This window comes from Arthrobacter sp. V1I7, from assembly GCF_030817015.1.
Taxonomy (GTDB): Bacteria; Actinomycetota; Actinomycetes; order Actinomycetales; family Micrococcaceae; genus Arthrobacter.
Genome location: NZ_JAUSYS010000001.1, coordinates 313,531 through 336,748, shown reverse-complemented (window position 1 = coordinate 336,748; position 23,218 = coordinate 313,531). Strand labels below are relative to the sequence as shown.

Sequence of the window (23,218 nt, the reverse complement as noted above, 5' to 3'; positions counted from 1 at the left end):
CGTGTTGGCAGTAGGGGCAGCGTCTGAGCTGTCGGATGAGGATCCGTTGGAGTTCCTTGAGGACCCCGTACAGGCTCAGGCTGCCCCTGCTGCTTTTGGGGTGGCAAGGCGTTTTTTGGTGATGAACAGGTGTGCTGCGGACACGAGGGTGACGTGGTGGTGGAAGCCCGGGAAGGATCGTCCTTCGAAGTGGGAAAGGCCGAGGCCGGTTTTCAGTTCGCGGTAGTCGTGTTCAATGCGCCACCGGATTTTCGCCAGCCTGACCAAGGTCCTGGTTGGTGTGTCGGCGGGCAGGTCGGAGAGCCAGTAGTCGGTGGGCTCCTTGGCGCCGGGTGGCCATTCGGCGATCAGCCAGGCCTCGGGCAACGATCCGTCTTCGCCGGGGGCGATGTGCCGGCTGGCAGGTCTGACGCGCAGGGCCAGGAAGCGGGATTTCATGGCCGCGGTCCTGTTGGTGCCGGTGTTCTTGGTGCCGTGCCGCCAGGTGATCCTGCGTAGTTGTCCCCTTCCGGCGGCCACCGCGAGTTCGGCCAGGCTGGCCGGGTCCTGTCGGTAGCGGGGCACACTGGGCCTGCCCCTGGGGCCGGAGCGTTCGGCGAGTTCGGGAACGGCATTGGCCGGGTAGGCGCTGGTGGATGCCTTGACCGCCATCACCCACGGAATGGACCGCCGGGTCAGCTCAAGCCGGAACAGCGCGTTGTCCCCGTACCCGGCGTCGGCAACCGCGACCGGGCACCTGCGCCCCCAATGGGCGAGTTCATCGATCATCTCCAGCGCGAGTTCCCACTTGGGCCGGTGCCGTACGTATTCGGGGATCTTCGCCTTGATCCGGCGGGCGGCGACGGCTTCGGCGTGCTCGTTGGTGTCCGCACAGGCGTCATCCCAGGCCTCGGGCACGAACAGGCGCCAGTTCACCGGGGCCGAGGCATGGTCGGTGACCATGTGCACGGTGGAGGCAACCTGGCAGTTGCCGATCTTGCCCAGCGTGCCCGAGTACTGGCGCGCCACGCACGCCGAGGCGGCCCCGTCCTTCTTGAACCCGGTATCGTCAATCACCCACGCCTCCGGCACGATAGCCTCATCGGCCAGGGCTGCCAGGCGGCGGCGGACCGGCTCCACCTCCCACGGCGAGGACGTAACGAACTGCTGCAGCTGCTGGTGGTCCACATCCAGGCGCTCCGCCATCGGCTGCATCGACTTGCGCCGCCCCTCCAGCATCAACCCCTGCAGATACAGCCGGCCCTTCGCCCGCTGGTCCTTCCGGCCCAACGACGCGAACACCTGCCCGACGTAATCCTCCAGCTCGACCCGCAGTCCTGCCTCTTCCATGCCCACGAAACGAAATTAACAGCTCAGGCCAGCGATTAAAAGCCCCTCACCGAAGACCTAACAAAGTACTACTAGGAGGTCTGTGCAGAACCCCTTCAAGCCGACGGCCGGAGCAACACCCCCTGCGTTGGTCGGGCGGGCCGGCCTTTTGTACGAGTTCGAGTACGGCCTGCAGCAAGGTTCCGGGGCGCCCGGCCTCCTGACCATCATCACGGGGTCCAAAGGCATCGGCAAGACAGTCATGCTGAGCGCGGCCGAAGGGATCGCCCGGGCTCACGGCTGGGCCGTCATCTCCCGGACAGCCACACCCGGGTTCCTGGCCGGGGTCGGCGACGACATGCTCGCGCTCGTCGAGGAGCTCGGGGACGGGCTTCCTGCCCGAAAAATACAGCCTTTTCCGCTGCAGGGTTCGGACTGACAACTCAGCTCTCCCCCCCGGAACGGGCGGCCGACTGGCGTCGGACCGGGAACGACCTGCTGCGCCTGCTGGACGCACAAGGCACAGGACTGGTCATCACCATTGACGAGATTCATGCCGTCGACAGGACGGAGATCTCCCAGCTGGCCGCCGACGTCCAGCACTCCATCCGCGAGGGGCTGCCCATCGGCCTGATCTTCGCCGGCCTGCCATCAGCCGTGTCCGACCTCCTCAACGAAGGCGTCGCCACCTTCCTGCGGCGCGCCGACAGGATCAATCTCCACGAAGCAGCCATCGCCGAAGTCACCGCATCCTACAGCGAGCTCTTCAGCCAGGGAGGCATCAGCATCTCCCCCGACCTCATCAACGAATCAGCCGAGGCCACCGAGGGGTATCCCTTCCTGATCCAACTGGTCGGCTACTGCCTCTGGCTCGAAGCCGACAAGGCAGGATGGAAACTGGATCAGAGCAGCGTTCAGCGTGCCATTACCGCCGCCCAAAGACGGAACACATTGGTGGTCGTCGAGTCGGCGCTGTCGGACATCTCTGACAAAGACCGCGAGTTCCTGGACGCCATGGCCGCTCAGGACGGCCCCTCCGCGGCCAGCCAGATTGGCACCATCCTCAAGGCCAAGCCCAACGTCGTCTCCAAGTACCGGAAAAGGCTCATCGCTGCGGGCCTGATCGAGTCCGCGGGCTATGGCAAAGTCGACTTCGCAATCCCCGGACTCCGCCAATACCTCCGCGAGTAGATCTCCATTATCGACGTTCGGTCAGGCCGCCATGAATCGAAGACCGATCACGCGGGGATTATTCTTGCTTGGATGCAGAGTCTTTCCGCCGTCCGTCTACCGCCGTGTACTCAATGGTCTTACCTACGTGATGGGGGGTACTTTTCACGCGACCAGGAAGTCTTTCATGCGAACCTCAGAGGCGGGGTTGCTCCGATAGCGGATCGCCAGATACCAGCCATAGTCGCAATCATCAGATTGAAGGTAGCTGGGTAACTGAGTTTGGAGCCCATGCCAGAACTTTCCGTTGTGAGCTTTCTTGATCTCGATCAGCAAGCGTAACTTCGATCCGCAAGAAATTTTGAAATCCACGGGACCTCGTCCAAATTCGACTTACCTGTCCAGCTCAACGTTGAAGAGCCGTAGATAATGCTGAGCCATACCTAGATGAGTAATTCGAAGGGATGTTAGTGGTCGTAGGCGGTGAGTGAGCGGCGGATAGTTGCGCCGGTGCTGTCGTTGTGCCAGATCGCTGTTGTCATTGCCAGTAGTCGTTGAACGATTCTGGGCATGACTCCGGCCGGAGTGCGTCCGCAGTGTTGTTCAAGGTCCAGCTGGCCTTTGAGCGTGTCGTTGACCGGGTCCCAGGAGAATCCGACCGGTGGAACGCTTCCGAGGGTGTATCCGCTCTGCCAAGCGGCGAGGATCCCCGCGTCATTGAAAGTCCCGTATGCGAACCTGCCGACCGGGGCCAAGAATACCTGCCCTGCCGGGCCAACAGGGGTTGACACAGTCACTGTGTGTAGGACACAGACGACAGGGTTTAACAGCACCAACGCCGGTCGGGGCAGCGGTGACATGTTGAAGGTGTTCGACATTTGGAAGCCGGGACGTTATGTTCGGTGACGAGCGTCGCCATCAGTCGTTGTCTCGGTCTTTCTCCTTCTCGTCTTTGTTTTTTTCCTCCTCCTCCTCCTGCTGTTTCTCGGCCTCCTTTTTCGCGTCTTCTTCCTGCTGTTTTCCGTCGTTTCCTGCTGGAGGTTCAGTAGCAGGGGCCGGTGGGACAGGTTGGGGCTCCGCCGGGGTCATGGCGGCTTCCACGTCGGCCCTGACTTTGCTGATTGCAGCCTCAATCCGGGTCTTCCGCTCCTGTGACATCAGGCCCTGTTCTGCAGCTGTTGTCACATCCTGGCCTAATTGCTGAAGCTCAGTCACCGCGGCGGGGAAGTTCTGTTGCGCGGTGAGTTGTTTCGCTGCAGCCACGCGGGTCTGGAATTTCCCGGCCGTTCCTTTATCCAGCTCGGGCGCGGCGGAGCATGCAGTGAACAACAAAAATCCAAGACAGGCAACTAGAACCCAGCCAAGAGCCCTTCGGAAGGAAGGTTTCCTGCGCGGCCCGGCGCCGGGTGGCAGTTCGGGATTCGTCCCCTTCACGTCGGCAAGTTCTCTTCGGTTCATGGCGTGACGCTTTCTTCCAGTTCCTTGAAATGTTCGCCCATCTGCCCAGAAATAACCGGCTGCGGAGTTTCCACCGGTGCGGGGGGCGGCCGCTGGATAGAAGTCAGCAGTACTCCGGCGATGATCACAACGAGAGCGGCACCGGCAACGAGGGCCCGAAGCCGGCGGCCTCCGATGTTGCCCAACTTCTTCCTGAGACGCCGCCGGTCCGGTTTCCCCTGCGCGGAGACCGGTTCACGCGCCGGCACCTGAGGGGCTGGCTGCAATGAGGTGGCGTTGGTTATTTCGCTGCGCGGCAGGGCAGGCAGCCTGGCACCCTGCGCCCCGGCACGCTCACCGGGTTCAGGACTCTTTGGTCCGCCCGCGTTCAGGACGAGGGTTGCCAGTGGAAGCGCTTGGGTGACAGTTCTTGCCTCAGTGCTGTATTCGGCCGTCGCGTTCCAGTCTCCGACGTGAAGTGTCGTTGCGATGCTTCCGGCGTCCGGTCTGTCGTGCGGATCCCGGGCGGTCATCGCGGTAAGTAACGATTTCCATCGCGGACCCAGGGCATCAGGGATGTCAGGGAGACGGGAGAGCCGGGCCACTGCAGCTTCCAGCGGTGGTCCGGGAAATGCCACTCTCCGAGTGAGGGCTTCCAGCAACACCAGGCCCAGCGAATAGATGTCTGCAGGCGGGCCCACTGGTTCTCCGCTGGCCTGTTCCGGGCTCAGGTAGGCGGCCGTACCAGGAACCATGTCGGTCGCGGTGAGCCGGGCTCCGTCTAGCATCCGTGCGATGCCAAAGTCTGCGAGTTTAGGGCGCAATGGGGCATCGGCCGCGTATCGGGTCAGCAAGATATTGGCCGGCTTTACGTCCCGGTGCACCACACCGCGATGGTGGATGTACTGCAATGCCTCACCCAGTTCAGCGCCCAGCCGAGCCACTTCAGCCCCCGGCAGCGGCCCCTGCGCAAGACGGCGGCGAAGGTCAACTCCATTGACGAGTTCCGTCACCAGGAAGGGCACTTCCCTTTGGTTGCGGAGCAGCGTCCCGGTATCGAAGAGCGTGACCAGGCCATGGTGGTTCAACCGGGCGAGTATCCGGGCTTCTATCTGCTGCCTGCCCAATTCCTCCGGGTCAGCGACATCGGCCCGGAATATCTTCAGGGCCACCTCCCGGTCCAGAACCAGATCAGTTCCCCGGTAGACGCTCCCCATGCCGCCGTGGCCAAGCACTTCGCCGACCCTGTAACGCTCGCGCAGAACCGTGCCGGATAAGTCAGTCTCCGTTTGTTCCATCATGCGGCCTTGCCTTCCGTTTCAGCACTACTTTAAACCCCGTCAGGGCCGTGCCGCGTCTCCCCGCAGCCAAGGAGCCGCCCGGCGGGTTACCAGCAGCGACGCTTGGACGAACGCCCGCAAACAGGCACTGGTCGCGTACAGGTAATCCCTCCGGCCACGGCAGGCGCACAACGGTACAGACCAACATGCGGCCGCTCAACGATCAGCTTCGTTCCATCCGGGATGGTAGCCTCCTGTGCAGCTTTGCTTCTTTGTAAGTGCCCACCAGGAGTCTCGGCCTTCTTCGGTGTGAAACCCGGCAGCTGTCCAGCATTTCCCCGCGGGGGATCCCACTGTCAGGCTGCGCGCCTTGTGATTGATACCGGCAGGCCGGTCGCGCCGGTGGCCGGGATGCAGGCGGGTGATTTCATCACCGATGCCGTTGCTCCGATCAATACGAGCCGGCGTACCGGGTGCCGGGTCCTGGTTGAGGCGGGCGGGGTCAGGCCCCGGCGGGGCCGTGGTCTGAAGGGCCGGTGTCTGACCTTTGGCCAGCGTGAGGAGATCGCGGTCCTGTGCGCCCAGAGACGCTCCTTAAGGGCGATCGGCACTGTGATAGGCCAGGGCCTGCACGGCGTGGCTGAGGAGTCCTTCGGCGAGGCCCTGCCTGCGGTGATCGGGGTGGGTGAATAGTTCCGCGATGAAAGCTGTCCTGGGTCCGTCGCTTCCGAGGGCCCGCTCTATAGTGACGATGGCTGCGGTGATGTGGCCCTCTGCGTCAGCGGTCAACAGGGAAGCTTGGAGGATGGGCGTTCCGTGGGCGCCTTCCAAGACGGCGCCGATCCTGTCGGCCGCTTTTTCCGAATCGGATGTTCCGTCGGTGTAGGCATGCAGGTAGACGGTACATTAGCACCCACTCCAGATTCGGAGCTGCATCCCGCTTCCAGGCCGCCCGAACATCCTTTTTGTCTTCCGTCATGATCTAGTTCAGCGGAAGGCCTTGGCCGCGGGCATCCCGTTCCTGACGAAGCGAACCGTCCAGAGAACGATGATGGTCGCCTCAACAACGACGGCGGCCGCCAGAAGCATCGCCAAGAACACCATTACGCGCCAGCTCTCAAGCCTCATCGGTTCTCCCCATCCCGGTCGGTGCTTTGCGCTGACCATGCATAAGCGCCTCGCACGTTGATTCCTGGGCTACAGCCACGGCCAGCTCCTTCTCTGCGCAGGTTGACCCTTTAGATCAGGATGCTCTTCCGATGTTGCAGTCCCGTTTCATAGACGTCAATTTCTTGTATAGAGGGCGCGCCGTCCGCTGGAACTTAAGGTTTTGCTTCGCCACCCCAACCGAACGACCCCTGACGGCCCTAAAGGACCCCTCATAAACCGACGAAATCGACCCTGTAAAGGGTCCCTTCCGATGCAGTCGTTCAGCCTGACTATCGCCGCCATCGCCCTTAGGAGCGCCCATAAGATTCCTTGCTCGCGTTCTCAGAATCAAAGAATTACAAGGAGTGGCTGATTTGAGAATCGTTGCGCTTGCATCGGGCCGCCGCGTCTGACGGACGGGTATGAACAGGCAGTGTCTGAAGTCGGCTGCACTACCGGCGATTTATGCCAAAATCGCCTGGATTAAACGATACCGTCAGCTGGCTGGTGCCTTCGAGGCGCCAGTTGCGGGTACCCATCGGTAGGAGGTTGGCACGGAAGTGCCTGGGTTGCTGGCAACCTCCCGGCGGACCACCTTACCGGCCGGCGGCTAGGTGTCCCGGATCTCACGGCCAGGACCTTCCCGATGAGGGAGCGGGGCAGCTCCCTCGAGCACGACGACGCGGCGCGGCACCTTATAGGCAGCCAGCTGCCGCCGCGCGAAGGCCAGCAGCGCATCCGCATTAATGGTGTTCCCCGGAGCCGGGACGACGGCGGCGGCGGCGGCGACGACATCTTCGCCCCCGCCGGGCCGGGGCAGGCCGACCACGAGACGTCCGCGAGCCCGGGGAAGCCGGCCAGGACGTCCTCGGCCTCGGTGGGTGAGATGTTGAACCCGCCGGTGATGATGAGTTCTTTGATCCGGTCCCGGATCGTGACGAAGTGGCCCTTATCGACGGGAGACGATGTCGCCGGTGCGGAACCAGCCGCCCTCGAGGAGGGCGTCTTCGGTTTCCTCCGGCCGGTTCCAGTACCCCGCGAATACCTGGGGGCCGCGGATGAGCAGTTCGTCTTCCTCACCGGGGGCGCGGTCAAGGGCGACGTTCTTCGGGTCCACCACGCGGATGTCGGTGAGGGGGAAGGGCCCGCCACGGTGCCCGGTTTCCGGCTGGCCCCAATCGGATTTCCCAGTGCGATGGGGGACGTTTCCGTCAGCCCGTAGCCCTCGATCAGGTACCCGCCGGTTGCCTTTTCCCAGGTATCCACGGTCGCGGCGGGAAGATTCATGGCTCCGGAAATGGAGAATCGGATGCTCCCGAGCCCAAGTCCACGTTCCGCCGCTGCGGCGGCGATCCGGTCGTAGATCGGCGGGACGCTGGAAGGAAGGTCGCCGGCGACTTCCGGTGCGCCTTCAGCACCAGATCAGGGTCGAACTTCGGGAACAGGACCAGCTTCGCTCCGATGCTCACTGCAAAGGTCATGCAGAGGGTAAGCGGCCCTTCGCAGATGAGCTTGGTTAGGGCGGCATTACGGCGTGGAACGCGACTATGTGCTGCGGGCAGTTCGGCAAGACAAGGGCCACACGGTCTCCGGCCTGGACGCCGAGTTTCTTTAGGCCAGCCGCGGCCCGGCTGATCAGCGCGCCAAGCTCGCGGTAGCTCGTCTGCGCCCCGAAGAACTCCAAGGCCGTCTTGGATCCAAAGCGCTTGACGGAAGACTCCATCAGGTCCACAAGCGAGCCCTCGGGGAGCTAGAGGTCCGCCGGGACTCCCGGCCCGTAATGCTCCGTCCACGGGCGGTCCGCCCCGCGGCGCTGTGTTGGTCAGGGCGGCTGGCAGCGTTGTCTGCCTGGACACCGGCAATTTTGCCAGGTACAACCCAGCGCCCTCTCCCCCAGAGCCGTCTTCCGATTCAGGAGATCCCGATAGTTGACGTTACGTAAAGTAAGTAAGCTGCTAGTCGCATACGCACTTAATCTCTGATGCAGAGTAGCCCCTACTGCCAGACGCTCTGGTGATACACCTCACTGCGACAGGGACCTGGCCTGTTCGGCGACGCAACGACCAACAGGCTGATGGGTGGAATAGTCAACCCATGTGCTCCTCGTACGGCCAGCGGTGAAGGCAGCGCTTGCCGAGCAGACTATGCTCCTGACATGGATCCAACCACTGCATTTGTCATGGCTCTCATCGCGTTGGTGTTTACAGCTGTCAACATCTCGGTAAGCGTCATCATCTTCAGGAAAGCGGCGGGAAGAGTACTTGTTCAAATGAACGCTTCGCTGTTGAACCCTGGACGCAGCTTGCTGTCGAACGACAACGGCACTTGGGGTCTGAACACCTTGCAATACGACCCGAAGATTCGAGCAGCCCGGCGGCATGAACAGGGGTCAGCGACGAGAGACCTTGGGGTCCAGCCGCTTCCCGAAACAGGTTCAGCCGGTGCGCCAGGGCACGGCGGCGGCTAAGGGCAGGGTAGGTCTGCAGTATCCAGGAGACCGTAGCGGTTACAAGCCCGAAGCCGGTGAGGGCCTGGGCGGCGGCGACCAGCGGGAGCAGAGGCTGCGCTGGAACTATTTCACCGTAACCGACGGTGGAGAGGCTGACCCTCGAGATGTAGAGCGCTTCGGTAAAGTCGCCGTGTTGCGCCACCCCGTCTGCGTAGACGAATCCTGCAGGCAGATGCGGTAAATACACCAGTGCCCAGCCCAGCACCGCCAGGGCGGCCCAGGCGCCGATCACGGCAGCCATCGCCAGAGGGGCTGCGATGGTCGATGCCCGTCTGCTGAATTTTCCGGACAGCAGCCAGAATCCGCGAATGATCGCCCGGCAGACCGGGCCCGTCCCGTGCGGATCAAGGAGCGTGTGGAAGACGTCCGTGGGCATCAGCAGGATCAGCCCGGTCCCGGGCCGCCATCCACAGCACATCGTCGACATCCATGCTTCAGCTTAAGGGGCCCGGAACGCCCTCGCGGGCGGCGCCCCTGGATGCCTGCGGGGGTGGAAGGTACCGGGGGCGCCGCCCTGTCACTTCCGGGTTGATGGGCCTAGGATCGGCGGTATGAAGAACGAAGCGGAGCCTTCCCGGACAGAAAACCTGGAATCACAGCAATGCTGGAGCCTGTTGCGCGGGGTGTCCGTGGGCAGGCTCGCGGTCTGGATTGGGGATCATCCGGATATTTTTCCGGTCAACTTCACGGTCGATCACGGAACTGTGGTCTTCAGGACGGGGTCGGGAACCCCCTGCCTGCGTCGCCTGCCCGGGCGTTTAACAGGAGGCAAGCCAGATGTCGGGGCCGAAGACCTCGTAGTGAATCCGTGTGGCGGGGATGCCGGCGTCAATTGCCTCGTTGCGGATCTTCTTCATGAAGGGAAGCGGTCCGCAAAGGTACAGCGACGCGTCGGCCGGGAGATCCACTTCACGCAGGGACATGAATCCAGCCTTGGAATTGCCCTGCGGCTCCTCGAGCCAGAGCTGCAGGTCGGCGCCATCCAGGCGAGCCACGTCCGCAATCATTTGCCCGCCGGAGTGCCCTGCTGTCCAAAGTGCTCTCGGCGTGCAGCACTAGCACTTCCCGGTCGGACCCCGCCTCGGCCAGGGACCGGAGGATGGATGCCGTGGGCGTGCAGCCGATGCCGGCGGAGGCCAGAACCACGGGCCCTTCGCCGTCCTTGAGGGTGATTTCGCCGTACGGGTTGGAAATCTCCAGGATGTCACCCACCTCGACGCCGTTGTACAGGACCGGCGAGACCTCGCCGCCGTCGTCCAGCTTGGTGGTAAAGGTGCGGCTGGTTCCGGCGTCGTCCGAGAGCGAATACTGCCGAACCTGACGGAGGCCGTCCGGGAGCTGGACCTTGACGCTGACGTACTGGCCGGGAAGGGCGGGCGTAACGGGAGTGTCATCCGCCGGTTCAAGGGTGAAGGTTATGGCGCCGGTTCCCGCCGGCGACTTGGCCGCTACGTTCCAGGGCGTCCACATCTTGTCGTTGGCCTGGGCTGCGTAGAGGCCGTTCTCCAGTTTGATCAGGGCATCGGCCATGAGCCAGTAGACCTCGGTCCAGGCCTCGGCGATTTCCGGTGTGATCACCTCGGCCAGGTCTTCTGCGATGGCGGCGAACAGGTGCTCGTAGACCACTTGGCACTGCGGCTCGGTGATGCCCAGCGAGGCGTGCTTGTGCGCGATCCGGGACAGGACTGTCTCGGGGAGCGTTCCCGCGTTATTGACCAGGTGCGTGGCGAAGGCGGCGATGCTGCCGGCCAGAGCCTGCTGCTGGTTTCCTGAGCGCTGGTTGGAGCGGCTGAACAGGCCGTCCAGGAGCTCGGGGTGGGCTGCGAACAACCGTGCGTAGAATTTGGGCGTGATGTCGCCGATCCGGGAGCCGACCAGCGGAAGCGTGGCCTCGATGACAGGGCGGGATTTGTCCGAGAGCATGTGTACTCCTGAGGTAGGGGCCCGGGGCCTTTGGTCCGGACCGCAATATAAATATCGCTTTCGCAGTGCGAGTATTTATGCTTCATTGCTACACGTTGTAGAAAACGATTCCAAATCGTGGTGTGGGCAGCATGGGTGAGGATCAGATTCCCGGGCGAGGCCGATCATTTGGAGCACCGAATTGGGCCGGCCGGTCTCGGGCGATCCAAGCGCGGCACGGATACAGGCGACATTTTCGGACTTTGTATTGCGGCCGGCCCGCCGATCATCCACACTGACTACAGATCCTCAGGAGATTGCTTCCGCCGATCCAGCCCGCCGAACGCTACGGCCGGCCACCACCGCCCCATCAGAGAATGCCGGGCAACCCCTCTGGAACCACCGCTTCCGCCTTCCCCGGCTGTGCCCGGCCCCGGAAGCCCCTGCCCGCTGAGAGCCCCGGCACATCCCGACGAGAAAGAGACCACGATGATCAAGCGCCACTCTGACATCCGTCGAAAACGATCTGAACGCCGCCGTAGAGATCGCCCGCGAACACGCCATGAAGGAATGCCGTCACGGCACATCCTCGTTACCCAGCGCGGATACACCAGCTACACCGTCGCTGTAAGCCGCGACGTCCCTACGGGCAGACTCACGAACGGCGCGAAGAGCCGGCGAACTCACAGATAGAGACCTGTCCGGGCCGCTGGGGGTTCGGCATATCGGCTTTCCCCTGCCCGGTGCCCGATCGTTCATTTTCATTGTCAGAGGACCTGCACGATGAGAACGGTCCGGCGTACTGCCTTGGGGAGCCTTGTCGCACAACAGTGCCTGATGACAGGCGAGACGGGCAGCACTTGAGAAACAGACTGACGAGACGCCCGGCGCCTTGCAGCACCTAAAAGGGCTGTGTCTCACACATCCGTATTGCAACCCGCGGCTTGCGAGACAGCGATTCAACAGAAGCGTCACCCAACCCTCACCTTGCGCGACATGCTTGATCCAGCCCACCTCACGCAAGCAAATAGTCCAAAGAGCTTTGGACTATTTGCCGGGGCTAGCCAGAGCCGACTTCGGAGACGCCGCCGCCGTAGATTTTCACGTTCGACGCGGACCAGAGTTTCCGCATGCCTTCCAGGGACCAGACCTCCACGCCCTGGGACCAGGACTGCAGGATAGTCATGAGGATGATCCCGCGTGAGCCGTAGTGGCTGTACTGGTCCGGCAGGGCCTTCCACCGGCAGACGTTCGCAGCCTCGTCCAGGATCCCCAGCAGCGGTGTCGCGAGACGCCCACCCGGCTAGTAGTACTTTGTTAGGTCTTCGGTGAGGGGCTTTTAATCGCTGGCCTGAGCTGTTAATTTCGTTTCGTGGGCATGGAAGAGGCAGGACTGCGGGTCGAGCTGGAGGATTACGTCGGGCAGGTGTTCGCGTCGTTGGGCCGGAAGGACCAGCGGGCGAAGGGCCGGCTGTATCTGCAGGGGTTGATGCTGGAGGGGCGGCGCAAGTCGATGCAGCCGATGGCGGAGCGCCTGGATGTGGACCACCAGCAGCTGCAGCAGTTCGTTACGTCCTCGCCGTGGGAGGTGGAGCCGGTCCGCCGCCGCCTGGCAGCCCTGGCCGATGAGGCTATCGTGCCGGAGGCGTGGGTGATTGACGATACCGGGTTCAAGAAGGACGGGGCCGCCTCGGCGTGCGTGGCGCGCCAGTACTCGGGCACGCTGGGCAAGATCGGCAACTGCCAGGTTGCCTCCACCGTGCACATGGTCACCGACCATGCCTCGGCCCCGGTGAACTGGCGCCTGTTCGTGCCCGAGGCCTGGGATGACGCCTGTGCGGACACCAACGAGCACGCCGAAGCCGTCGCCGCCCGCCGGATCAAGGCGAAGATCCCCGAATACGTACGGCACCGGCCCAAGTGGGAACTCGCGCTGGAGATGATCGATGAACTCGCCCATTGGGGGCGCAGGTGCCCGGTCGCGGTTGCCGACGCGCGGGTACGGGGACAACGCGCTGTTCCGGCTTGAGCTGACCCGGCGGTCCATTCCGTGGGTGATGGCGGTCAAGGCATCCACCAGCGCCTACCCGGCCAATGCCGTTCCCGAACTCGCCGAACGCTCCGGCCCCAGGGGCAGGCCCAGTGTGCCCCGCTACCGACAGGACCCGGCCAGCCTGGCCGAACTCGCGGTGGCCGCCGGAAGGGGACAACTATGCAGGATCACCTGGCGGCACGGCACCAAGAACACCGGCACCAACAGGACCGCGGCCATGAAATCCCGCTTCCTGGCCCTGCGCGTCAGACCTGCCAGCCGGCACATCGCCCCCGGCGAAGACGGATCGTTGCCCGAGGCCTGGCTGATCGCCGAATGGCCACCCGGCGCCAAGGAGCCCACCGACTACTGGCTCTCCGACCTGCCCGCCGACACACCAACCAGGACCTTGGTCAGGCTGGCGAAAATCCGGTGGCGCATTGAACACGACTACCGCGAACTGAAAACCGGCCTCGGCCTTTCCCACTTCGAAGGACGATCCTTCCCGGGCTTCCACCACCACGTCACCCTCGTGTCCGCAGCACACCTGTTCATCACCAAAAAACGCCTTGCCACCCCAAAAGCAGCAGGGGCAGCCTGAGCCTGTACGGGGTCCTCAAGGAACTCCAACGGATCCTCATCCGACAGCTCAGACGCTGCCCCTACTGCCAACACGCCCCACCAACCTAACAAAGTACTACTAGGACGTGGCGTACTTCTCAGCGGCTTCAACGACGGCCACGGTCAGCGCGGTCACCAGCGGCCCGGCGGTTCCGGTCCCTTCGCGGGAGAGGCTGTAAAGGGTGGCTTTGCCGCGCACGAAGGAATACACCTGCGTGATGGCCTGGCGTCGAAGGATGCGGCCAGGAGGAAAGCTTGAGCAGGTTCTGTCCGCGACCGCTAGTGGTGAAGCTCCGGAGGGGCGTCTCCACACTCCTTCGGGAGGCCCTATTAACGGACGGCAGCGCGGAGGCCCTGCTCCAGTACGCGGAACTTCCTGAAGCGGGCGATGACGTGGCTGTCCGGATGGCGGCGCTGAAACTGCTGCCGCCTCGCTCACCCAAGAGAGCTGCGGTGGTTGCTGACCTGGAGCGTCTGGAATCCGAACCCGGAACACACCGGCGTCCGTGAGATGACTCACAAGGCCGCAACCTAGGCGCAACCCTCCCGCCCCTAGGCTGAGGACAACGGCCATCGCCCCCACTCACAACAAGAGTGAACGATGCCCGTGCTTCACACCGCAGACCACGACGATCGGAGTGACGTTCCAGAATAGCGACACGGGCTGGAACGCTGACAGGGTATCCCTGCCTTGACGTTCCGTCCGCCTCAATCGTCTACCCGGCCGATGAGGTGCCTCGGCAGCGGCTGTCCTCCGGCATCGGGCGTGAAACCCACACATGATGCTGTGACCGACGGCTACTCAGCATCCAGCCCGGTGTCTTGCGGGCCGTTCCAATTCATGCCCCGGCGCTCTTCGCTGCCGGCACTAACGACGAAGGAATATCGACAATGACGACGATGCAAGCAGCAGTAGTAACCGAATTCGGCCAGGACCTGCAGATCCAGACCCTCCCCGTTCCCGTGCCCGGCAGGGGGGAGGCCCTCGTCAAGGTACTGACCACCGGCGTCTGCCACACCGACCTCCACGCCGCGGAAGGCGATTGGCCGGTGAAGCCGGCACCGCCGTTCATCCCCGGCCACGAAGGCGTCGGCGAGGTCGTTGCCCTCGGGGAGGGCGTCACGGACCTGAATGTGGGCGATTTGGTCGGCAATGCGTGGCTCTGGTCTGCCTGCGGCGCTTGCCAGTACTGCGGAACCGGCTGGGAAACGCTGTGTGAAGCGCAGCAGAACGCCGGCTACAGTGTCGACGGTTCCTTCGGTGAATACATGCTGGTGGACAGCCGGTTCGCGGCCAGGATTCCGGCCGGCTCGGACCCCGTCGAGGTGGCCCCGGTGCTCTGCGCCGGAGTGACCGTCTACAAGGGACTGAAGATGACCGAGACCCGGCCCGGCCAATGGGTCACCATCTCGGGGATTGGCGGACTCGGCCACATCGCCGTCCAGTACGCGGTGGCCATGGGCCTTCGAGTCGCCGCAGTGGACATCGCCGACGACAAGCTGGCCCTGGCCAGGAAACACGGGGCCGAGCTGACCGTCAATGCCCTGCACGAAGATCCCGCCGAAGTCATCCAGCGCGAAACCGGAGGTTGCCATGGAGTCCTGGTCACGGCTGTGCACCCGTCAGCATTCGGGCAGGCAATCGGGCTGGCCCGCCGGGGCGGAACGATTGTGTTCAACGGGCTGCCGCCGGGTGACTTCCCGGCGCCCATCTTTGAGATTGTGCTCAAGGGCCTGACCGTCCGCGGTTCCATCGTGGGAACCCGGCAGGATCTGGAGGAGGCCCTGGACTTCTACGCCCAGGGCAAGATCCATCCCACAGTCTCGACCCGGGAGCTTTCCGAAGTGAATGCCGTCCTTGACGAGATGAAGCACGCCAAGATCGACGGCCGCGTCGTTATCAAATACTGATCAATCCCGCTGCCAGCGGCGGCGGTGTATCCCCGGGCGCCTTCGGTACCCCGCCGCCGCAGGGCGCTGATGCCCAGCGAAGAAGCCAATAGTTCAAAGAACCACCGAGAGTAGCTCGTAGGCGAGGCGCCGCAGACGGCGCCTCGCCCACGGGAACTCAGGACGCCTTGCGGCTGCGAAGCCGTGCAACACCGCACCGGATCCGCTGACCAGACCTGCCAAGAGGCAGGAAGGGGCGGCCCGGAGCACAATGAAGGAGACAACGATGACCGCAACATTTGAGCCCACCCAACAGACGCCCGAAGAGCAGGCCGCCGCCCTGCAGCTCGAGTGGGCCTCCGACCCGCGCTGGCAAGGTGCCACCCGGGACTACAAGGCCTCCGACGTCATCCGGCTCCGCGGCCGCGTCTCCGAAGAGCACACCCTGGCCCGCCGCGGCTCGGCGAAGCTGTGGAAGCAGCTCACCGAGGAGCACAAGGAAGGCAAGTACACTAACGCCCTGGGCGCCCTGACCGGCAACCAGGCGGTGCAGCAGGTCAAGGCCGGCCTCCGCGCCATCTACCTTTCCGGCTGGCAGGTCGCCGCGGACGCCAACAACTCCGGCCACACCTACCCGGACCAGTCGCTCTACCCCGCGAACTCGGTCCCCACGGTGGTCCGCCGCATCAACAACGCCCTGCTCCGCGCGGACCAGATCGAGTTCTCCGAAGGCATCCAGACGGTCGAGGACTGGATGGTCCCGATCGTCGCCGACGCCGAGGCCGGCTTCGGCGGCCCGCTCAACGCCTACGAGCTGATGAAGTCCATGATCCAGGCCGGCGCCTCGGGCGTGCACTGGGAGGACCAGCTCGCCTCGGAAAAGAAGTGCGGCCACCTCGGCGGCAAGGTCCTGATCCCCACCCAGCAGCACGTCCGGACGCTGAACGCCGCCCGCCTGGCCGCCGACGTCGCGGGCACCCCGTCCGTCGTCATCGCCCGCACCGACGCCGAGGCAGCCACCCTGATCACCTCCGACGTCGATCCCCGCGACCAGGAATTCGTCACAGGCGAGCGCACCCCGGAAGGCTTCTACAAGGTCCGCAACGGGATCGAACCCTGCATCGCCCGCGCCAAGGCCTACGCCCCGTACTCGGACCTGATCTGGATGGAAACCGGCACCCCGGACCTGGAGCTTGCCCGCAAGTTCGCCGAGGCCGTCAAGGCCGACTTCCCGGACCAGATGCTCTCCTACAACTGCTCCCCGTCGTTCAACTGGCGCAAGCACCTGGACGACGCCACGATCGCGAAGTTCCAGCGTGAACTCGGCGCCATGGGCTTCACGTTCCAGTTCATCACCCTGGCCGGCTTCCACGCCCTGAACTACTCGATGTTCGATCTTGCCCACGGTTACGCCCGGGAAGGCATGAGCGCGTACGTCGAGCTGCAGGAGAAGGAATTCGCCTCCGAGTCCCGCGGCTACACCGCGACCAAGCACCAGCGCGAAGTCGGCACCGGCTACTTCGACGACATCGCTACCGCGCTCAACCCGAACGCATCCACCCTGGCCCTGGTGGGATCCACCGAAGAAGGCCAGTTCCACTAGAACTCACGACGGCGGACGAGCGCGGGCCAGGCCCTCCAACAGGGCCCGGCCCCCTGCACACGCCATTTCCCAGGAGAATTTTCCATGAACAGCTTAACCGACGACTTTTCGACCTTAACCGACGACTTTTCAATCAACGGGATCACCTTGGCCGCCCGGCCGATCCAACGGCAGAACGAGGTCCTCACCCCGGATGCACTGGAGTTCGTGGCACGGCTGCATAAGGCGACGGCACCCCGCCTCCAGGAACTGATGCAGGGCCGCCGTGACCGGCGCCTCCAGATTGGCAGGGGCCAGGACCCGCGTTTTCTCCGGGAGACCGAGGCCATCCGCAACGATCCTTCCTGGCACGTCGCTCCCCCGGCCCCGGGCCTGGAGGACCGCCGGGTGGAGATCACGGGCCCGGTGGATAAGAAGATGACCATCAACGCGCTGAACTCGGGCGCCAAGGTGTGGCTCGCCGACATGGAAGACTCCTCCACCCCGTCCTGGCGCAACGTCATCCAGGGGCAACTGAACCTCACGGACGCCCTGGAACGCCGCATCGACTTCACCTCCCCGGAGGGCAAGGAATACAAGCTCCGTCCCGCCGGGGACCTGCCCACCATCGTGGTCCGCCCCCGCGGCTGGCACCTGCCCGAGAAGCACATGCTCGTCGACGGCACCCCCGTGGCTGGCGGCATCGTGGACTTCGGCCTGTACTTCTTCCACAACGCCCGCCGCCTGATCGCCCAGGGCAAGGGCCCCTACTTCTACCTGCCGAAAATCGAAAACCACCTCGAGGCACGGCTCTGGAACGACATCTTCATCCTCGCCCAGGACCTGCTCGACATCCCGCAGGGGACCATCCGCGCCACCGTGCTGATCGAGACCATCACCGCGTCCTTCGAGATGGAGGAGATCCTGTACGAGCTGCGGGACCACGCCGCCGGCCTGAACGCCGGCCGCTGGGACTACATCTTCTCCCTGATCAAGAACTTCCGCACCCGCGGACCACTGTTCGTCCTGCCGGACCGGGCCCAGGTCACCATGACCCAGCCGTTCATGCGCGCCTACACCGAACAGCTCGTGCGCGCCTGCCACAAGCGCGGCGCCATGGCGATTGGCGGGATGGCCGCCGCCGTCCCCAACCGCAAGGACCCGGACGCCAATGCCAACGCCTTCGAGAAGGTCCGCGCGGACAAGACCCGCGAGGCCGGCGACGGCTTCGACGGCTCCTGGGTCGCGCACCCGGACCTGGTCCCGGTGTGCCGCGAGGTATTCGACGGCGTCCTCGGCGACCGTCCAAACCAGCTTCACCGGCTCCGCGAGGACATCACCCCGGACGACCGCGCCCTGCTCGACATCGCCTCGACCACCGGCACCATCACCGAACAGGGCATCCGGAACAACATCGAAGTCGGCATCCGCTACATCGAGTCCTGGCTGCGCGGCAACGGCGCGGTAGCGATCCACAATCTGATGGAGGACGCCGCCACCGCGGAAATCTCCCGCTCGCAGCTGTGGCAGTGGATCTACGCCCGCGCCATCACCGACAAAGGTGACGTCATCACCCGCGACTGGGCAGAGGACATGCTCGACGAGGAGTTCGCCAAACTGGAACGCTTCGACGGCGACCGCTTCGCCGACGCCCGCGACATCTTCGAGGAGGTCACCCTTGACCCTGGATTCCCGGCCTTCCTGACAGTTCCCGCATACGACCGGTACATCCACGGATCCCGGGAATCAGAGATCCTCGCCGTCTGAAACTTCCGTCCCCGGAGTCCGCGACGCCGGCCCGCACCCAGGAGAGACGGGATGCGGGTCGGTCCACCGGGATTGGGATCGTCGGCCTCCTGCATGGCGGCGGCCGCGGCCGCGGTTGCTCCGTGGAGGAAACCGCGGACATGAAGATATCCCGGCCTCGCTGTAAAGCGAGGACGCTGGGACATCGAGGCGGTCAACGGCCTGAGCCGCATCGCCACCCTCGACCCACGTCCGCGACCTCGCCGCAGTCGGACAGTCTGGTTGAGATTCGGCGGTGGCAGCCCTGCAGCCAGGGTGCACCGGCCGCGATGCGCACGCCGCCGCAAACATCTGAAAGAAAGAACAGGTATACCTCTATGTCCAACGCCCGCAACGCGGCATCATTCGCCCCCATCCAGGCCGGCGACGCGCTCGAAAACCTCTCCCACGAGGACCGCAGGTTCGCGCCCTCCGCCGAGTTCGCGGCCGACGCCGTGGTCACGACCGCCGATTACGCCGAGGCCGACGCCGACCGCCCCGCCTTCTGGGGCAAGCAGGCGCGGGAGCTGCTGAGCTGGAGCAGGGACTTCACGCAGGCCCTGGACTGGTCCCGCCCGCCCTTCGCCAAATGGTTCGTGGGCGGCGAGATCAACGCCGCGTACAACGCCCTGGACCGCCATGTGGAAAACGGGCTCGGTGACCGCGTCGCCATCCACTTCGAGGGCGAACCGGGCGACACCCGGAGCTACACCTACGCGCAGCTGACCGAGGAGGTCAAGAAAGCCGCCAACGCGTTCGAGTCCCTGGGCGTGGCCAAGGGTGACCGCGTGGCCGTGTACCTGCCGATGATTCCCGAGGCCGTCATCACCTTGCTGGCCTGCGCCCGGATCGGCGCCATCCACTCGGTGGTCTTCGGCGGCTTCTCCGCCGACGCGCTCCGCTCCCGGATCGAGGATGCCGAAGCCAAGCTGGTCGTCACCGCCGACGGCACCTACCGCCGCGGCAAACCCAGCCCGCTCAAGCAGGCCGTCGACGAGGCGTTGTCCCGCCAGGGAAACGGTGCCGGCCACAGCGTCCAGAACGTCGTGGTGGTCAAGCGCAACGGCCAGGACGTGGACTGGCACGACGGCCGCGACCACTGGTGGGCGGACACCGTCGGGGCCGCCTCCCCGGAGCACACCGCCGTGGGGCACGACTCGGAGCACCCGCTCTTCATCCTTTACACCTCCGGCACTACCGGCAAGCCCAAGGGCATCCTGCACACCACCGGCGGCTACCTCACCCAGACCGCGTACACGCACAAGGCCGTATTCGACCTGCACCCGGAGACGGACGTCTACTGGTGCACCGCCGACGTCGGCTGGATCACGGGGCACTCCTACGTCGCCTACGCGCCGCTCATCAACGGCGCCACCCAGGTCATTTACGAGGGCACCCCCGACTCCCCGCACCAGGGCCGCTGGTGGGAGATCGTGGAGAAGTACAAGGTCTCCATCCTGTACACCGCCCCGACCGCCATCCGCACCTTCATGAAGTGGGGCAAGGAGATCCCGGCCCGGTCCGACCTCTCCTCGATCCGCGTCCTGGGCTCCGTCGGCGAACCCATCAACCCCGAGGCGTGGATGTGGTACCGCGAGGTCATCGGCTCCAATGCCGGCAAGAACGGCGAGCAGAAAGCCGCGCCGGCACCGATCGTGGACACCTGGTGGCAGACCGAAACCGGGGCGCAGATGATCGCCCCGCTGCCCGGTGTGACCGCGACCAAGCCCGGCTCCGCCCAGGTCCCGCTGCCCGGAATCGCCGCGGACGTCGTGGACGAGGCCGGTGAATCGGTGCCCCACGGCTCCGGCGGCTACCTCGTGATCCGCGAACCGTGGCCCGCGATGCTGCGCGGCATCTGGGGCGATCCGGAGCGCTTCAAGGACACCTACTGGTCCCGTTTCGAGACCATGTACTTCGCCGGTGACGGCGCCAAGAAGGACGAGGACGGCGACGTCTGGTTGCTCGGCCGGGTGGATGACGTGATGAACATTTCCGGCCACCGGCTCTCCACCACCGAAATCGAATCCGCCCTGGTCTCCCACCCCGCCGTCGCCGAAGCCGCCGTCGTCGGCGCGGCGGACGAGACCACCGGCCAGGCGGTCGTCGCGTTCGTGATCCTGCGCGCGGACGCCGTGGACACCGGGGACTCGATCGTCCAGGAGCTCCGCAACCATGTGGGCAAGGAGATCGGCCCGATCGCCAAGCCCAAGACCATCCTCGTGGTGCCGGAACTGCCCAAGACCCGCTCCGGCAAGATCATGCGCCGCCTGCTCAAGGACGTCGCGGAAGGCCGCGAAGTGGGCGACGCCACCACCCTGGCGGACAACACCATCATGCAAACCATCACCGACTCCCTCAAGATGCGCAAGTGAAGCCAGCCGCCCGGAGCACGGCAGGGGCGCTGCTGCTCGCACCGAGACGACCCGTGCAGCCGCAGCACCTGCCAAATCCAGGACGACCTACCCATGGGTATTAGTGATCGAAGGACACGCTTCAGGCCCAGGAATGATCTGCACGGGAGAGTGGGTTTGTCTGGCCGGAGCGGTCGTGGACGTCTATCTCCACGATGACTTTCACCGGCGGGGCATCGTCGAGGACGCCATGCCCGACTCTTCCGGTCTGTGGATCACCGCCCAGGGTCCATGTTCCCGCGAGTTCGCCGACAAGGCGAGCGGATATACGGTGTGGACCGAACACTCGACACTGCTGAGTCCTGCCGCTAAGGCAGCGCCCGGAATGAACGATCAGGAGATGTCCCAGACTGCCTTCGCTGCTTCAGCATGAGGCCGGCCTGGAGGAACACCGGCAGGTTCTGTTCGCCTTTCGGGCGCCGTGGGTGGGCGCCCACGACAGCCGTTCGTGGAAGCTGCGCGGCGACCTCGACCTCGAGCTTCTGTGGGTGTCGTCAAGCGTCCGGCGGTCAGGTGCGAGCGTGTTCGGACAATCTCTCGCTGTGGCCCGTCGCCCGATGTAAGTCTGCCGCTACTCGCGCCGTTCGTGTGTTTGCCCGTAGGGGACATCGCCGCTGACGGCGACGGTATAGCTGGCGTAGCCGTGTTGGGTGACCAGGAGGTGCCGTGGCGGCGTTCCGTCCTGGCGTGTTCGCGGGCGATTTCCACGGCAGTGTTCAGGTCGTTTTCGACGGTGTTCGGGTCGTGGGCGGTGATTTCCAGGACGAGGTCCGAGCGGCGCTTGATCATCGTGGTCTCTTTCTCGATGGAATGTGCCGGGCCTCTCAGCGGGCACAGGCTTCCAGAGGCCGGGCAGGCCCGGAGGGGCGGAAAGCGATGGTTTGAGAGGGTACCCGGCATTCTCCTGATGGGGCTGGCCGTAGATTTCCGGCGGGCTGATCGGCGGAACCATTCTCCTGCGGATCTGTAGACAGTATGGATGATCGGTGCCCCGGGGTGCAGGACGAAGTCCGAAAGCCGGCTGTTTTGGTGACACGCGGCTGCCGCAGCACCCGTGGATCAGGCCCGAGATTGGCCGGCAACGATGACAGTCCGCCGGCCGTGACCGGCCTGGACTTCCCGGGCCGCCCGGTACGCGACGTTGCCGTTGTCGGACCAGACACGGGCGCCGAGTGCCTACAGGAGCCATTGGGCCTGCTGACGGCGTCATGTTAATCGCTGAACCCTGCCACCGGGACCACGACCACGAGGCCGAAGATTTCCTCCTGGAAGATGCGCATCCTGTTGTAGCCTTCAACAATGATCGGCTGGACGCCGAAGCCACCGGCGAAGACTGGGTGCGCTCCCGCCTGGAAGGACGGCCGTGGAGACCGATTCTTCTCGATTCGAATACTCTTGGGATCCCTGTTTTGAAGAACCGGCGCTGTTCAGGAAGTCTGTGGCCGGTGCACGCTGGGGCGACGGAAGTACGTGCCAAGGGTAGTCGAGCCTGTCGGATTCCGCTGGTGGTTTCCGACAGGCTCGATCACCGGTGCAGGCGGCTGAAGTACTACCGTCCGTTTCCGGCGGGGACCTTGAGGAGATCTTCGAGGATACTCATCACTCTGTCGGTGACCTCGCCGATCCCGCCGATCCCATCAACCCTGGCCAGGATTCCGCGGGCTGCGTACTTGGCCACCACGGCTTCGGTCTGCTCGTGGTAGAGATCCAGGCGGTGGCGGATGACAGCTTCGTTGTCATCGCTGCGCCCGGTCTCCTTGGCACGTCCCAGAAGGCGGGCCACGAGTTCCTCGTCGTCGGCCGTGAGCTGCAGGACGACGTCGAGCTTGTCATCCTTGCCGGCGATGATGTAGTCCAGATAATCGACCTGGGCGGTGGTGCGCGGGTATCCGTCGAGGAGGAAGCCGTCTTGGACGTCGGCTTCGCTCAGGCGGTCCCGGACCATTTTGTTGGTCACGCTGTCCGGAACGAAGTCTCCGGCGTCCAGGTACTTCTTGGCTTCGATTCCCAGCGGAGTCTCGCCTTTGACGTTGGCACGGAAGATGTCGCCGGTGGAAATCGCGGCAACGCCCAGGCGCTCCGAGACCTGTTCCGCCTGCGTTCCCTTGCCCGAACCGGGAGGTCCGATAATCAACATTC

General features: G+C 64.4%; 16 protein-coding genes and 7 pseudogenes. 10 read left to right on the top strand and 13 right to left on the bottom strand.

The annotated features are described in order from the left end of the window. Window positions 1–75 precede the first annotated feature (75 nt). Window positions 76–1,329 (bottom strand): IS701 family transposase, encoded by a 1,254-nt coding sequence (locus QFZ69_RS01545; RefSeq protein ID WP_306912892.1) that lies wholly within the window; start codon window positions 1,327–1,329, stop codon window positions 76–78. Between the two features lie 82 nt (window positions 1,330–1,411). On the opposite strand from QFZ69_RS01545, the gene QFZ69_RS01540 reads away from it, so the two are divergent. Next, the gene (locus QFZ69_RS01540; protein WP_306914738.1) at window positions 1,412–1,747 is read left to right on the top strand and encodes a hypothetical protein; all 336 of its coding nucleotides are present in this window, start codon (window positions 1,412–1,414) and stop codon (window positions 1,745–1,747) included. A 218-nt stretch (window positions 1,748–1,965) separates the two neighbouring features. Then, complete coding sequence (locus tag QFZ69_RS01535; protein WP_306915117.1) at window positions 1,966–2,499, top strand: hypothetical protein; 534 nt, start codon at window positions 1,966–1,968, stop codon at window positions 2,497–2,499. Window positions 2,500–2,643: 144 nt separating this feature from the next. Here QFZ69_RS01535 and QFZ69_RS01530 read toward each other — a convergent pair whose 3' ends face one another. The 8 genes and pseudogenes from QFZ69_RS01530 to QFZ69_RS01495 all read right to left on the bottom strand — a co-directional run bounded on the left by QFZ69_RS01530 (window position 2,644) and on the right by QFZ69_RS01495 (window position 9,271). Beyond that, on the bottom strand, window positions 2,644–2,850 hold the full coding sequence (locus QFZ69_RS01530) for a hypothetical protein (RefSeq protein ID WP_306914734.1): 207 nt from the start codon (window positions 2,848–2,850) through the stop codon (window positions 2,644–2,646). 95 nt (window positions 2,851–2,945) lie between these two features. Then, window positions 2,946–3,269, bottom strand: coding sequence for a hypothetical protein (locus QFZ69_RS01525; RefSeq protein ID WP_306914733.1), 324 nt, complete (start codon window positions 3,267–3,269; stop codon window positions 2,946–2,948). 127 nt (window positions 3,270–3,396) lie between these two features. Beyond that, complete coding sequence (locus tag QFZ69_RS01520; protein WP_306915115.1) at window positions 3,397–3,936, bottom strand: hypothetical protein; 540 nt, start codon at window positions 3,934–3,936, stop codon at window positions 3,397–3,399. Continuing rightward, window positions 3,933–5,216 carry a serine/threonine-protein kinase gene (locus tag QFZ69_RS01515; RefSeq protein WP_306915113.1) on the bottom strand — a complete coding sequence of 428 codons (1,284 nt, stop codon included), beginning with the start codon at window positions 5,214–5,216 and terminating at the stop codon, window positions 3,933–3,935. Before QFZ69_RS01515 ends, QFZ69_RS01520 begins: the two co-directional genes overlap by 4 nt. 573 nt (window positions 5,217–5,789) lie before the next feature. Further along, window positions 5,790–5,984, bottom strand: coding sequence for a GNAT family N-acetyltransferase (locus tag QFZ69_RS01510; protein WP_306915111.1), 195 nt, complete (start codon window positions 5,982–5,984; stop codon window positions 5,790–5,792). Window positions 5,985–6,182: 198 nt separating this feature from the next. Continuing rightward, a complete protein-coding gene (locus tag QFZ69_RS01505; protein ID WP_306999868.1) occupies window positions 6,183–6,362 on the bottom strand; it encodes a hypothetical protein in 180 nt (59 codons plus the stop codon). 615 nt (window positions 6,363–6,977) lie between these two features. Next, a pseudogene (locus QFZ69_RS01500) lies at window positions 6,978–8,145 on the bottom strand (AMP-binding protein); the annotation flags it as partial. Window positions 8,146–8,581: 436 nt separating this feature from the next. After that, a complete protein-coding gene (locus QFZ69_RS01495) occupies window positions 8,582–9,271 on the bottom strand; it encodes a potassium channel family protein (protein ID WP_306915107.1) in 690 nt (229 codons plus the stop codon). 133 nt (window positions 9,272–9,404) lie between these two features. Between QFZ69_RS01495 and QFZ69_RS01490 the strand changes: the two are divergent. Further along, a pseudogene (locus QFZ69_RS01490) lies at window positions 9,405–9,584 on the top strand (pyridoxamine 5'-phosphate oxidase family protein); the annotation flags it as partial. A 27-nt stretch (window positions 9,585–9,611) separates the two neighbouring features. On the opposite strand, the pseudogene QFZ69_RS01485 reads toward QFZ69_RS01490, so the two are convergent. Next, window positions 9,612–10,776: pseudogene (locus QFZ69_RS01485) on the bottom strand (globin domain-containing protein). A gap of 1,054 nt (window positions 10,777–11,830) precedes the next feature. Then, window positions 11,831–12,055: pseudogene (locus tag QFZ69_RS01480) on the bottom strand (TraG/TraD/VirD4 family protein); the annotation flags it as partial. Between the two features lie 78 nt (window positions 12,056–12,133). Here QFZ69_RS01480 and QFZ69_RS01475 point away from each other — a divergent pair. The 7 genes and pseudogenes from QFZ69_RS01475 (at window position 12,134) to QFZ69_RS01445 (ending at window position 21,452) form a co-directional block, all read left to right on the top strand. Beyond that, window positions 12,134–13,388 (top strand): annotated as a pseudogene (locus QFZ69_RS01475) (IS701 family transposase). Between the two features lie 296 nt (window positions 13,389–13,684). Beyond that, a pseudogene (locus QFZ69_RS01470) lies at window positions 13,685–13,918 on the top strand (transcriptional regulator); the annotation flags it as partial. Between the two features lie 390 nt (window positions 13,919–14,308). Beyond that, the gene (adhP, locus tag QFZ69_RS01465; protein ID WP_306919561.1) at window positions 14,309–15,319 is read left to right on the top strand and encodes an alcohol dehydrogenase AdhP; all 1,011 of its coding nucleotides are present in this window, start codon (window positions 14,309–14,311) and stop codon (window positions 15,317–15,319) included. 265 nt (window positions 15,320–15,584) lie between these two features. Further along, window positions 15,585–16,901, top strand: a complete 1,317-nt coding sequence (aceA, locus tag QFZ69_RS01460) for an isocitrate lyase (RefSeq protein WP_306915102.1) — start codon at window positions 15,585–15,587, stop codon at window positions 16,899–16,901. An 84-nt stretch (window positions 16,902–16,985) separates the two neighbouring features. After that, window positions 16,986–18,647, top strand: a complete 1,662-nt coding sequence (gene aceB / locus QFZ69_RS01455; RefSeq protein WP_306915100.1) for a malate synthase A — start codon at window positions 16,986–16,988, stop codon at window positions 18,645–18,647. A 356-nt stretch (window positions 18,648–19,003) separates the two neighbouring features. After that, window positions 19,004–21,040, top strand: a complete 2,037-nt coding sequence (acs, locus tag QFZ69_RS01450; RefSeq protein ID WP_306915098.1) for an acetate--CoA ligase — start codon at window positions 19,004–19,006, stop codon at window positions 21,038–21,040. Window positions 21,041–21,173: 133 nt separating this feature from the next. Then, window positions 21,174–21,452, top strand: a complete 279-nt coding sequence (locus QFZ69_RS01445) for a hypothetical protein (protein WP_306999866.1) — start codon at window positions 21,174–21,176, stop codon at window positions 21,450–21,452. A gap of 731 nt (window positions 21,453–22,183) precedes the next feature. Here QFZ69_RS01445 and QFZ69_RS01440 read toward each other — a convergent pair. After that, window positions 22,184–22,407 (bottom strand): annotated as a pseudogene (locus QFZ69_RS01440) (aldehyde dehydrogenase family protein); the annotation flags it as partial. 221 nt (window positions 22,408–22,628) lie between these two features. Next, window positions 22,629–23,216 (bottom strand): adenylate kinase, encoded by a 588-nt coding sequence (locus tag QFZ69_RS01435; RefSeq protein ID WP_306919560.1) that lies wholly within the window; start codon window positions 23,214–23,216, stop codon window positions 22,629–22,631. Between the last annotated feature and the right edge of the window lie 2 nt (window positions 23,217–23,218).